The organism is Cronobacter turicensis (assembly GCF_041222865.1).
GTDB classification, from domain to species: domain Bacteria; phylum Pseudomonadota; class Gammaproteobacteria; order Enterobacterales; family Enterobacteriaceae; genus Cronobacter; species Cronobacter turicensis.
Map to the genome: position 1 here is coordinate 931,738 of NZ_CP165997.1, position 12,508 is coordinate 944,245.

Here is a 12,508-nt window from a genome sequence, read left to right on the forward strand (position 1 = left end):
AGATTCAGACCCGGCCCGTGAACATTAGTTCAGTTTAATTTTAAAAAATCACTCATCGGAGGTGATCAGATGCCATTGCTTGATAGCTTCACTGTCGACCATACCCGTATGGAAGCGCCTGCGGTACGTGTGGCGAAGACCATGAACACGCCGCACGGCGACACTATCACCGTGTTTGACCTGCGTTTTTGCGCCCCGAACAAAGAAGTGATGCCGGAAAAGGGCATCCACACGCTGGAGCACCTCTTTGCCGGTTTCATGCGCGATCATCTGAACGGCAACGGCGTGGAGATCATCGATATCTCCCCGATGGGCTGCCGCACTGGTTTTTACATGAGCCTCATCGGCCAGCCTGACGAGCAGCGCGTGGCTGACGCCTGGAAAGCGGCGATGCAGGACGTGCTGAAAGTGAAAGAACAGAACCAGATCCCGGAACTGAACGTTTACCAGTGCGGCACGTACGAAATGCACTCACTGGAAGAAGCGCAGGATATCGCGCGTCACATTATCGAGCGTGGCGTGGGCGTTAACAGCAACGATGAACTGGCGCTGCCGAAAGAAAAATTACAGGAACTGCACCTGTAGGAATAAAAAATAATTATTAGAAAGGGAGCCTTAATGGCTCCTTTTTTATTATATGATTGCCGCTACGGTTATATTTATGCCTTCTCTGGCCTGCGCCGGGTGACTTAAAACAAATTTTTGTTGCCTGTGAAATATAGCCGCGAAATAAAATATCGGTTTTAAACTATTAACACCTGAAGCATACCCTGAATGAGTGTACCGATGCGTGGCGGGCCGCGTCCGATTTTTGTATATCGTCAGTGTACCGCGCCTGGGCGGCAACCCGCGTGAATACGCCACGCTGTCGTCGCTGCGCGCAGATCTTTTCACGGGCGTCATAATTATTATCAAGGCAATAGCAGATCGGGATCGAGGAATGACAGGTTTTTTCAGACGCGGCGTTGCTGACTTATCCGTTAACGAGACGGGAAATACCACGCGCTTTATCCGGCGCACATTGCTTTTTATGGGCGCTCTGTTAGGGCTGTTTTTCCTGGTAGCGATGCTTTCTATTTTGCACATCGCAAATGATATTAACGAACGCACCGATGCGCACAGCCGCCATCTGTTATTAAAAGCCCTGCAAAATCGCCAGGATACGCTAAAAACCACGCTTAATGATTACTCTGACTGGGGCGAAGCCTGGGTGAATCTGCATCAAACCCTCGACGTGACCTGGGCGTGGGATCGCGGAAATCTGGGTTCATCGCTCTATGACATGTTCGGCTATGACGGCGTCTTCGTGACGGACGGTAGCGACATCACCCGCTACAGCGTCGTTAACGGCAAATTCAGAAACCAGAAAGTAGAACACTGGATCGGCGCGCCCTTGATGAGCAGCCTGCGCACCGCGCTGGATGCCTCCGATGGCGCTTCCATCGTCACGCCGATGGAATATCACGGCCAGCCCGCGCTGGTGGGGGCTGCCTGGATACGCAGCGGCGGCGACAAAAATGTCCAGGCCGAACCCGGCACGCCGTCGTTGCTGATATTTATCGATGTGCTCACCAGCGCGGAACTCGTGCAGATGGGGCATGAGTACGGCATTGAGGATCTGCACGTGCGTAAGCCTGGCGAGGCGTCGCCCGACTACCGTCAGGTCACACTGGGACTGCCGCTTGGCAACGGTCAGGTGACCATGGTCTGGCGCAGCGAGGATCCCGGCCACGATCTTATCGTCGTCATCCTGCCGCTGCTGATTTTCCTGATGTGTTTTACGGGGCTGGTCGCAGGCATCGCTATGCGCAACGCGTTGACGAAAGCGCGGCTCAATGATGAAAACGCTTTTCTGCTGGAGCAGAATCGACTGGCGTTGGCGGCCAGCGAACGGCGTTTTCGCGATGTCGCAGAGGCTACCACCGACTGGATCTGGGAAACCGACGATGACCTGCGCTTCACCTGGCTTTCCGAGCGCTTCCCGGTCATCACCGGCTATCGTATCGCCGACTGGCTGGGACGGCGCGTAACGGAATTTATCCAGGAAGACAGCGCGACGCTGGAGGCGTGGTTCCACCAGCCAGGGCACGGCGGGCACCGCGCCATGACTCATTGCCGCTATCTGTCGGCGCAGGGGCACCAGCGCTACTGCAATCTGGTGGCGAAGCCCATCGCCACGGCGGAAGGCGGGCTGAGCTTTCGCGGCACCGCGACTGACGTCACGCTTGAAGTCGAAGCCCAGGCGCGCGTGCAGTATCTCTCGCTGCATGACGAACTCACCGGCCTGCCCAACCGGGTACGCATGAAAGAGTTCCTGGAAGGCAAACTCCAGTCGCGCCCGACGCGCGAGCATCCGCTGGCGATGATTAGCCTCGATCTCGATAAGTTTAAGCCGGTCAACGATCTCTTCGGCCACGGCGTCGGCGATGAACTGTTGCATCAGGTTTCCGCGCGTCTGCGCGCCTGCCTGCGTGATTTCGATCTGGTGGCGCGCCAGGGCGGCGACGAATTTATCCTGATTATCCCGGACATCGAACGCAAAGAAGCGCTGGAGCAACTTTGCGAGCGCATTCTCGCCGAGATCAACCGTCCGTTCAGCGTACAGGATCATGAGATTTTAATCGGCGCCAGCATGGGGATTGCGCTCGCGCCGCAGGACGCGGTGAACGCGACCGATCTGCTGCGTTTTTCCGACATCGCGCTCTATAAAGCGAAAAGCAGCGGGCGCAACGGCTGGGTGTTTTATGACGCCCATATGGCGGAACAGATTGTCCAGCGCCGTGAAATGGAAAACAGCCTGCGCGAGGCTATCCGCGATCGGCAGTTCCAGCTGGTCTATCAGCCGCGCTACGACATGAACGCCGAAAAAATCGTGGCGGTCGAAGCGCTGCTGCGCTGGCATCATCCGACGCTTGGGTTGCTGATGCCGGATCAGTTTATTCCGCTCGCGGAAGAGACCGGACTGATTATCGCCATCAGCGACTGGGTGCTGAACGCCGCCTGCCGCGATGCGCAGCGCGACATGCCGGGCCTTGCGATTTCCGTGAATATTTCGGCGGTAGAGTTCCGCACGCCGGGGCTGGTGGAGCGGGTGCAGGAGGCGCTGAACGCGACCGGGCTTGCGCCGGAGCGTCTGGAGCTGGAAGTTACCGAAAACGCCACGCTCTCGAATCCTGAGCAGAGCCTGGAACTGATGAACGGCCTGAAAGCGCTTGGCGTGCGGCTGCTTATTGATGATTTCGGCACTGGCTATTCGTCGTTAAGTTACCTGCGCACGTTCCCGTTCGACGGCATTAAGCTTGATAAATCCTTTGTGGCGGGTATGCCGCATTCGGATAACGCCAACAGTATCGTGGAGAATATTATCGGGCTCGGCAAAGCGTTTTCCCTGAGCATTACCGCGGAAGGCGTGGAGACGCAGGAGCAGCTGGCGCAGCTTAAAATGTATCAGTGCGATGAAACCCAGGGCTATCTGATGTGTCGGCCGCTGCCGCTTGAGCGCCTGAAAGCGCAACTGCGCGGGCAGGGCGTTCCCCCGGTGAAAGATTAACGCGGTGAATAAAAAAGGCCCGCCAGTGCGGGCCTTTTTGTGAGTAACGTCAGTGAGCGCCGCCGCCGCCGCCGCCCGCCCCGAAAGGCGGCCTGGCGAACCAGATAAGCCCTAACAGCACCAGGAACACGCCCGCGGATGCCCAGAAAATCTCATTGGCGGAGATAATCAGTCCCTGATTGGTTATCTGCTGGGCGATATACCCGGACGCCTGCTGCTGCGTCATTCCCATGCCCTGAAGCTGGTTGTACATCTCCTGCGCGTTGGGGTTAAACGGCGTCACCGATTCGGTCAGCTGCGCGTGATGCATCGATTCCCGGTTGGTCCACAGCGTCGTGGTTATCGAGGTGCCGATGGAGCCCGCGAGCGTCCTTAAGAAGTTCGACAGACTCGATGCCGCCGCCAGCCGCTCCGGCGGCAGGCCGGAGAGGGTGATGGTGGTGAGCGGCATAAAGAAACACGCCACCGCGAAGCCCTGAATAAACTGCGGCCACGCCGACGCCCCGAAATCCATCCCCGGCTCGAACGTATATGCGCGCCAGTAGAAACATACCGCGTACATAATAAAGCTGAATGTCACCAGGCGGCGCATATCCAGCCGGTGCGCGAAGCGTCCGATAATTGGCGAGAGGATGACCGGGATTATCCCGACCGGCGCTGAGGCAAGCCCCGCCCAGGTCGCGGTATAGCCGTAGACCTCCTGCAACAACTGCGGCAGCAACACAATCGAGCCGAAGTAGAGCATATAGGCAAGGCTGATGCTCAGACAGCCGATGGTAAAGTTGCGCGACTTAAACAGCGCGAGATCGACAATCGGATGATCGTCGGTCAGCTCCCAGACAATCAGGAAACTCAGCGCCACCACCGCCACGACCGTCAGCACGATGATTTCGGTCGAGTTAAACCAGTCGAGCTCTTTCCCCTGGTCGAGCATCACCTGCAGGCAACCGATGCCGATGACCAGCAGCCCGAGCCCCACGGCGTCAATGCGCCGCTGCTCGGTGCGGGTCTCTCGCCCGCGCAGCGATTGCAGCGTCATCAATACCACGACGATGCCGATAGGCACGTTGATAAAGAAGATCCAGCCCCAGTGATAGTTATCGCTGATCCAGCCGCCGAGGATCGGGCCGCAGATAGGGGCGACAATCACCGTCATCGACCACAATGCCAGCGCGACAGAGCGTTTGGCGGGCGGGTAGTTGCTCAGCAGCAGACTCTGGGAGAGCGGGATCAGCGGTCCGGCCACAATTCCCTGAATCACGCGGAAGAAAATCAGCATGTTCAGGCTATTGGAAACGCCGCATGCCCAGGAGGCGATCGCGAACGCGATAGTAGACCAAACGAACAGCTTCACCTCACCGACGCGCTTCGCCAGCCAGCCGGTAAGGGGAATCGAGATGGCGTTCGCCACCCCGAACGAGGTAATCACCCAGGTGCCCTGACTTAACGAGGCGCCCAGGTTACCGGCGATGGTCGGGATCGCCACGTTGGCGATGGTGGAGTCCAGCACCTGCATGAAGGTGGCAAGCGAAAGGGCGATGGTCATGACGACCAGCTGCGCCCCTTCAAGCGGTTTACGTTGCTGCATACAACCTCCGCCGGTTAACCCGCGTTCGCCTGCACAATATCGTTAATCAGCTTGTTCACCGGCTCCAGACCGATTTCGCGCGCGTTGCTTTGATACGCAGGCTCAGAACGGGTCTGGGTCGCGAGGACGCCGCCGTCGCGATTAGTGGTGTCGACTTTCACCAGCGTGGAAAGGCCGATGCGCAGCGGATGCTGCTCCAGCTGTTTCGCGTCAAGTTCGATACGTACCGGCAGACGCTGGACCACTTTGATCCAGTTGCCAGTGGCGTTCTGCGCAGGCAGCAGCGAGAAGGCGCTGCCGGTGCCCATATCGAGACCGACCACTTTACCGGTGTACTCGACATCATCGCCGTAGATATCGCTCACGACGGTGGCGGGCTGGCCGATGCGCATATGCGCGAGCTGGGTTTCTTTAAAGTTCGCATCCACCCACAGTCCGCTCGACGGTACGATAGCCATCAGCGGGGTCGTCGGGCTAATCTGCGCGCCCACCTGAACAGCGCGGCGCGACACAAAGCCGGTCATCGGGCTTACGATTTTCGTACGCTGCAGCGCAAGCCAGGCGTTACGCACTTCCGTAGCGGCCTGTTGCACCGCAGGCTGGTCTTCAAGCTTCGTGCCGAGGATCATCGCCTGGTTGGCGTTGTATTGCTGAATGGCGACGTCAAGCTGCGCCTGAGCGCTCGCGACCGCATCGCGGGCGTGCTGGAGCTCTTCACGGCCAATCAAATTCGCGCTGCCGAGCGGCACGCGGCGGTTCAAATCACTCTGCGCCTGGGCGAGCGCCGTTTTCTGGACGTCGATATTCGCGGCGTACTGCTTACTGTTAATCATCAGCTGGCGGGTCTGACGCACGCTTGAGGCCAGTTCCGTTTTCGCTTTCTCGAACGCCTGCTGGGCGTCGGTCGGATCGAGCGTCACCAGTACGTCGCCTTGTTTCACAAAGTCGGTATTCTCTACCCAGACTTTGGTCACGCTGCCGGAGACCTGCGCCATGATTTGCACCTGATTCCCGGCCACATAGGCGTCATCGGTCTCCTGAAAATGTCGTGCCACTAAAAACCAGTAAACGCCATACGCCACGGCAATAACAACAAAGAGCAAGGTTAATAACAGCAGGGCGCCTTTGCGTTTGCCCTTCTTATTATTGACCGGTTGCTGCGGGGTGGTGTTCTCCGCATTTGCGCTCATGTTTATCTCCACGTTCTTATTGTTGTTGTCGGCGGTCGCCGACCTCTGTTGTCAAAAAGGCCAGCATTCAGATGCTGGCCTGTCAGTGTAGCGTTTTCCTTGCAACGGCACGTTTGCGAAACGAGCGCTTATCAGCGCCTTAGCGAACGGCCTCAAGCAGCGTATTGTCCTCTTCCATCTGGTCGAGGCGGTCGAGCAGTTTGCGGGTAATCTGCTCAAGCTGTTCTTTTTCCTGCCCGCTTAAAGAAGACCAGAGCAGGTGCAGGCAGTGATGCTGCGGCGGCAGCACCTGACGTAAAAATTCCTGACCTTTTTCGGTCAACTGAAGATGCAGGCAGCGACGATCGTTATCGCTTTCGCGACGTTCGATCCAGCCGCGTTTTTCCAGCTCATCGGCAATGCGGGTGGCGTTCGTGCGCGACGATCCCAGTGCGCAGCTCAGCTCGCTCGGCTGAATGCTGTGATTCTCCTGAGATTCCAGGGTCAGCAACGCCATAAACAATGTCTCGTTAATCCCCTGAGCTTTCAGCATCTTATTGCGGTTTTCCAGCAGCTTGCCCTGCATATGCATGCACAGGCGAGTCAGGAGAATTTCCTGGTACGGAAAATCCTCATAGCGACTGGCGCGAAATTTAAGCATCTGTTCAATGGGCGTAAACGAACTATCCATTTGGGTATAACCTCATTAATTGCAGCCGATATAATAACGACGGTAACAAATCATGTAAATCTATTATTCAGATGAATCATTAATGGCTACGTTACCGTCATGAGCTTCCGGACTATTCCATAGCCCGGAGCGCCCGCCGCCTTGCCAGGCGGGCATCATATGAAAGCGACGACGCCTGCGCGATATGCGTATCGGCGAAAAACGGTGCGTGCCGGCGGTCGTTCATATAAGTAACAGAAATGTAAGAAGTCGATTCGGATGATGTCAAACCAGGCGGTACAGTGCAGAAACGCGGGATAAGCGCCACGGACAAGCCGCTGATAAATGATGGCAAAATGTCGCTTATGCGCCCTGCCTGCAAGAACGTGCCAAAAGGCAGGGAGGGGCGTAAAGATGTGGGTATATCCATATACGTTTTTGATATATTACCGAAGTTAAAATCACTCGAATAAATAACTCCGCATAACCTTAACAGAGTGTTACCGCCCTTAACACCCTTCGCGGGCATTCAGGACGGCAAAGGTGCGACGCAGGCCTCACTCTGTCCCGCTGTGGCGGTGATAGCCGCGCCACCACACTACCAGATTTAGTAGGGCAATAATGGCCCCCGCCGCGCAGACGCCATTCCAGCCTGCGTGTTGCCAGGCCGACGCGGAGATAAGCGATCCGGCCGCGCCGCCGATAAAGTAGCTGGTCATATAACCCGCCGTGAGACGGTTACGCGCGTCGGGGTGAATGCGGTAGATAACGCTCTGGTTGGTGATGTGCACGCCCTGCACCGTGAGATCGAGCACCAGAATGCCGATAATAAGCGCGATAACCGAGAACTGGCCGAGCGCCACGGCAATCCACGACAGCAGCAGCAGAACCAGCCCCCAGGTGGTGGTGAGGTGCGCTTTGCCTTTATCGACGAAACCGCCCGCCGGACGCGCGCCGAGCGCGCCTGCCGCACCCGCAAGGCCAAACAGCCCAATTACGCCGTCTGAGAAATGAAACGGCGCGCCCGCCAGTAAAAACGCCATCGATGTCCAGAGAATGCTGAAGTTGGCGAAGGTCAGGCAACCGAGCAGCGCGCGGGTGCGCAGCAGTTTATCGCGGGTAAACAGGCTGAAGATGGAGCCGAGGAGTTGCGGGTAGTTGAGCGTGTTGGTCTGTTTCACGGTCGGCAGGCCGCGCCAGAGCGCCAGCGCCATAATGACCATCAGCACCGTCGCGACCCAGTAGACGGTGCGCCAGCCGCCAAGGCTCGCCAGCGCGCCGGAAACGGTGCGCGCCAGCAGAATGCCGAGCAGCAGGCCGCTCATAATGGTGCCCACGACCTTACCGCGTTTTTCCGGCGCGGCGAGGGTGGCGGCGAGCGGCACCAGGATTTGCGCGACCACGGAGAAGAGACCAGTCAGCGCGGTGCCCAGAATCATCATCGCCAGCGTATGGCTGCTTGCGGTGAGAAGCATCCCGGCGGCGGCCAGCAGCGTCATCACCACAATCATGCTGCGGCGTTCAAACATATCGCCAAGCGGCACCAGGAACAGCAGCCCGAAGGCGTAGCCGAGCTGGGCGGCGGTCACGATAAAGCCCGCCTGGTTGGCGGTAATGGCGAAGGCGTGGGCGATAGTGTCGAGCAGCGGCTGGGCATAGTAGTTGCTGGCTACCACAAGGCCCGTGGCGACGGACATCAATACCGTCAGCGAGGTGCTAAGTCCTTGAGTCTGTTTGGTCATATTCGTTCTGTTATGTCATTAAGAGGGGCGGGAAAACGCTTGCCGAAAGCCATTATGATAACGGAACCGCACCGTAGCGCCAGAATGTAGAGGAATTGTTACGTGTCGGATTGTGCGTTTTAGCGGCGGTGGGTGCGCTGCGCTTACCCACCCTACGAACCAATAACATTCACAATCCAGGGCGGGTAAGCGCAGCGCACCCGCCCTGACACAAAAAACTGCCTTAAAACAAAAACACCCGCCGGGCGGCGGGTGTTGGTCTCGTCTCGTTAACGCGCTTATTTCTGCGCGGCCAGCGCTTCTTTTATCCAACCGTCAAACTGCGGCTGGTGGGCTTTGATCCAACCGTCCACATGGCCCTGGATATCCGCCTCGCTCGCTCTGCCGCTGTGCATCATCGCGTTCTGGGCGTTGATATCGGTAATCGGCAATTTCATCACCGAGAACAGCTTCGCCGCCGCCGGGTTCTTCTCCGCCCAGGCTTTGTTCGCCACAATGTGCATCGTATTCACCGGGAAGCCAAAGTTATTGCCGTTCGCCAGTTTGGTGTCGATATCCTTCTGCTCGCCCGGCAGGGACGAGAACGGCACCTGCAGCCACACCACATCTTTACCCGGCTTCAGCACGTCGCTCACCCAGTACGGCGTCCAGGTGTAATAGAGCACCGGTTTGCCTTCTTTAAAGCGCGCAATGGTATCCGCCATCATCGCCGCGTAGTTCCCGTGGTTCACCGTCACGGTGTCCTGCAGGTGGTATGCCGTGTTCTGGTGGTTAATTACCGCCTCGCATCCCCAGCCAGGCGTACAGCCCATCATGTCCGCTTTGCCGTCGCCGTTGCTGTCGAACAGCTTCGCGAGCTTCGGATCTTTCAGTTGGGCGATATTGGTAATGTGATATTTCTCGGCGGTTTTACGGTCAATCAGATACCCCTGCGCCGCGCCGGTCACATAGGTGCCTTCACGGTAAAACTTTTTGTCGCCGCCTGCGGCCGCGTACATATCATCATGCAGCGGCTGCCAGTTCACGGCGGTAAAGGTGGCATCGCCGGAGGCAATCGAGGTGTAGCCGACGTTGTAATCCACTTCGCTGGTTTTATTCACGGTATAGCCGAGCTTTTCCAGCGCGCGGCTTACTAACAGCGTCTGAAAACTCTCTTCGGAAATCGTGCTCTGCACCGGCTGGACGGTAATGCCTTTGCCTGGCAGGTCGGCGGCAAAGGCGCTGGTGGTAACGAGTGTGGCGAAAGCTGTGGCGAAAAGAACAGAATGTCGCATCGTTATTCCTTTTATTCAGATAAGGGAAAGCGGGCGGCCTGCGCCGCCAGCGCTTTATTTAATGAATGGGCGGGTGATAAGACCAAGCGGCCCGCTGGCGTACCAGCGACGGTTGCCGCGGCTGCGGGCGTCGCGCCCCACGGCCTGGGTCAGGCGGTCGAGAATAATGGCGAGGATAACAATCCCCACGCCGCCGACCGTGGCAAGCCCCATGTCGAGGCGGCCAATACCGCGCAATACCATCTGACCCAGCCCGCCGACGGCGATCATCGAGGCGATCACGACCATGGAGAGGGCCAGCATCAGCGTCTGGTTAATCCCCGCCATAATGGTGGGCATGGCCAGCGGTAACTGTATTTTGAACAGCATCTGGCGCGGGCTGGAGCCGAACGAGCGCGCCGCTTCGATGAGATCTTCCGGTACCTGGTTGATCCCGAGGATCGTCAGGCGCACTACCGGCGGCAGGGCGAAGATAATCGTCACCACCACGCCCGGCACGTTGCCGATGCCAAACAGCATCACGATCGGCACCAGATAAACAAACGCGGGCGTCGTCTGCATCGCATCCAGTAACGGGCGAATAATTTTCGCCGCGCGCGGGCTTCTCGCAAGCCAGATGCCAAGCGGCAGACCTATCAGCACGCAGAACAGCAGGGCAGTCAGCACCAGCGCCAGCGTCACCATCGCCTGCGACCAGGCGCCGATAGCGCCGATGAGGATCAGCGATACCAGCGTCGCAACGCCCATCCCCGCGCCGGAAATCTGCCAGGCGATCAGCGCGAAAAGCAGAATCGCCACTGGCGCAGGCATCCCCAGCAACAACTGCTGGAAGGCATTCAGAATGTAATCCACCGGCACGCGAATGCCCTGGAACAGCGGGCGGAAGTGCGTCACCACCCAGTCGATGCCTTCCGTCACCCAGCGGTCGAGCGGGATCAGCGTGTTATGGAACGGATCCAGAATGTTGAAATGTTCGGGCGCGGGCGCAGGCGCGCTGTTCAGCCAGTCGGTTGAACCACTCTCTGGCGCAGGCGTCGGGCTGCCCCAGGCGTCTGCGCTGCTGGCGCTGTTCGCGGCGGCGTCAGCGGCGCCGGTCTCCCACGGACTTTGCGTTTGATCAGTCATGGGCGGCCCCCTCGCGATCTAAAGCTTTCAGCAGTACCCCTTTTGAGATAACGCCTACATACTGCTGCTCGTCGCCGACGACCGGGACGGCGCACGGCGCGACCCCAACCGGCGAGAGCAGTTCGCTTAACGACGTGTCGGCGCTAACCGCCGCAGGCGTGTCCAGCAACGCGCTGTCCAGTCCCTGGCCTGCCGCCAGCGCCGCTTTCAGGGAGTCCACCGAGACGGTGCCGACAAAGCGGTTGCCGCGTTCGACGACATAACCAAATTCGCGATCTTCATCCTGCAACAGCTTGATGGCTGAACGCGGCCCGAAGCCTGGCGTTTTACGCAACAGGCCAGCAGGGCTGCGGCGCGCGATATCTTTCGCGCTGAAGACCTGGCTGATATCGACGCCGCGGAAAAAGGTGCGCACATAATCGTTCGCCGGATTATTAAGAATTTCATCCGGCGTGCCGACCTGCACCACTTCGCCGTTTTGCATAATCGCGATGCGATCGCCAATTCGCATGGCTTCATCCAGATCGTGCGAAATAAACACGATGGTGCGCTGGTGGCGCGCCTGAAGCTTAATTAATTCATCCTGCATTTCGCTGCGAATTAACGGATCGAGCGCCGAGAAGGCTTCGTCCATTAACAGAATATCGGGATTAATCGCCAGGGCGCGCGCAAGCCCGACGCGCTGACGCATACCGCCGGAAAGTTCATCGGGATAAGCATGGGCGTAATTCTCAAGCCCGACCTGACGCAGGGCGTCGAGCGCTTTTTCCTGACGCGCTTTCAGCGGCACGCCAGCTAATTCCATGCCGAAGGCGGTATTATTTAATACTGTCATATGCGGCATCAGCGCAAATGACTGGAATACCATCGCTATCTTTTTCTTGCGCACCTCGCGCAGCGCGGCGTCAGATATTCTGGCGATATCCTCGCCGTCAATCAGCACCTGGCCGCGGGTGGGTTCAATCAGGCGATTGAGAAGGCGAACCATAGTGGATTTACCCGAGCCGGATAATCCCATGATCACAAATATCTCGCCTTCTTCAATGGCCAGAGTGGCGTCTTTTACGCCGACAGACAGCCCGGTCTTTTCCAGTATTTCGGCTTTAGAAAGCCCCTGTTCAATATATTTAAAGGCCCTCTGCGGGTGTTCTCCAAATATTTTGTATAGATTTTTAATCTCTAATTTAATTGCCATGCAATAGAGTAAGTCCTGTTATATTTTGCCGTTAAGATCATTCCTGCAGGAAATAGTTACCGGGGCATACCCTAGCATACTCAGATTCTGAGACAACCCTCAATTTCCACGCTATGGGGCGAAATGCACCGCCAGATGGCGATTATTTCCCGCTATTGCTGGGCTGAGCGGCAATGAATGGCGGGTGATATTTTT

Annotated in this window: 9 protein-coding genes; 2 read left to right on the forward strand and 7 right to left on the reverse strand. The window is 57.7% G+C overall.

Annotated features, from left to right (window positions below; all coding sequences use genetic code 11):
* The first annotated feature begins 69 nt into the window (after positions 1–69).
* Both luxS and AB8W27_RS04520 read left to right on the forward strand, forming a co-directional pair.
* Positions 70–585, forward strand: coding sequence for an S-ribosylhomocysteine lyase (luxS, locus tag AB8W27_RS04515; protein ID WP_015742254.1), 516 nt, complete (start codon positions 70–72; stop codon positions 583–585).
* A 355-nt stretch (positions 586–940) separates the two neighbouring features.
* A complete protein-coding gene (locus AB8W27_RS04520) occupies positions 941–3,550 on the forward strand; it encodes an EAL domain-containing protein (RefSeq protein ID WP_049787158.1) in 2,610 nt (869 codons plus the stop codon).
* Between the two features lie 49 nt (positions 3,551–3,599).
* Here the strand turns inward: AB8W27_RS04520 and emrB are convergent, their stop codons facing one another.
* The 7 genes from emrB to proV form a co-directional block, all read right to left on the reverse strand.
* A complete protein-coding gene (emrB, locus tag AB8W27_RS04525) occupies positions 3,600–5,138 on the reverse strand; it encodes a multidrug efflux MFS transporter permease subunit EmrB (RefSeq protein WP_007763565.1) in 1,539 nt (512 codons plus the stop codon).
* A 14-nt stretch (positions 5,139–5,152) separates the two neighbouring features.
* Positions 5,153–6,328 carry a multidrug efflux MFS transporter periplasmic adaptor subunit EmrA gene (emrA, locus tag AB8W27_RS04530; protein WP_015742252.1) on the reverse strand — a complete coding sequence of 392 codons (1,176 nt, stop codon included), beginning with the start codon at positions 6,326–6,328 and terminating at the stop codon, positions 5,153–5,155.
* Positions 6,329–6,467: 139 nt separating this feature from the next.
* Positions 6,468–6,998, reverse strand: a complete 531-nt coding sequence (gene mprA, locus AB8W27_RS04535; RefSeq protein WP_007701134.1) for a transcriptional repressor MprA — start codon at positions 6,996–6,998, stop codon at positions 6,468–6,470.
* Between the two features lie 536 nt (positions 6,999–7,534).
* Entirely contained in the window at positions 7,535–8,719 is a 1,185-nt protein-coding gene (locus AB8W27_RS04540) for an MFS transporter (RefSeq protein ID WP_015742251.1), read from the reverse strand.
* A gap of 278 nt (positions 8,720–8,997) precedes the next feature.
* Positions 8,998–9,993, reverse strand: a complete 996-nt coding sequence (gene proX, locus AB8W27_RS04545; RefSeq protein ID WP_041923860.1) for a glycine betaine/L-proline ABC transporter substrate-binding protein ProX — start codon at positions 9,991–9,993, stop codon at positions 8,998–9,000.
* Positions 9,994–10,047: 54 nt separating this feature from the next.
* The gene (gene proW / locus AB8W27_RS04550) at positions 10,048–11,118 is read right to left on the reverse strand and encodes a glycine betaine/L-proline ABC transporter permease ProW (RefSeq protein ID WP_041923859.1); all 1,071 of its coding nucleotides are present in this window, start codon (positions 11,116–11,118) and stop codon (positions 10,048–10,050) included.
* The gene (proV, locus tag AB8W27_RS04555; RefSeq protein ID WP_015742249.1) at positions 11,111–12,313 is read right to left on the reverse strand and encodes a glycine betaine/L-proline ABC transporter ATP-binding protein ProV; all 1,203 of its coding nucleotides are present in this window, start codon (positions 12,311–12,313) and stop codon (positions 11,111–11,113) included. The genes proW and proV overlap by 8 nt, the downstream gene beginning before the upstream one ends.
* Positions 12,314–12,508: the final 195 nt, after the last annotated feature.

Excerpts from the sequence above, each read along its gene's own strand:
- luxS (WP_015742254.1), top strand. The coding sequence starts at position 70 with ATGCCATTGCTTGATAGCTTCACTGTCGACCATACCCGTATGGAAGCG.
- AB8W27_RS04520 (WP_049787158.1), top strand. The coding sequence starts at position 941 with ATGACAGGTTTTTTCAGACGCGGCGTTGCTGACTTATCCGTTAACGAG.
- emrB (WP_007763565.1), bottom strand. The coding sequence starts at position 5,138 with ATGCAGCAACGTAAACCGCTTGAAGGGGCGCAGCTGGTCGTCATGACC.
- emrA (WP_015742252.1), bottom strand. The coding sequence starts at position 6,328 with ATGAGCGCAAATGCGGAGAACACCACCCCGCAGCAACCGGTCAATAAT.
- mprA (WP_007701134.1), bottom strand. The coding sequence starts at position 6,998 with ATGGATAGTTCGTTTACGCCCATTGAACAGATGCTTAAATTTCGCGCC.
- AB8W27_RS04540 (WP_015742251.1), bottom strand. The coding sequence starts at position 8,719 with ATGACCAAACAGACTCAAGGACTTAGCACCTCGCTGACGGTATTGATG.
- proX (WP_041923860.1), bottom strand. The coding sequence starts at position 9,993 with ATGCGACATTCTGTTCTTTTCGCCACAGCTTTCGCCACACTCGTTACC.
- proW (WP_041923859.1), bottom strand. The coding sequence starts at position 11,118 with ATGACTGATCAAACGCAAAGTCCGTGGGAGACCGGCGCCGCTGACGCC.
- proV (WP_015742249.1), bottom strand. The coding sequence starts at position 12,313 with ATGGCAATTAAATTAGAGATTAAAAATCTATACAAAATATTTGGAGAA.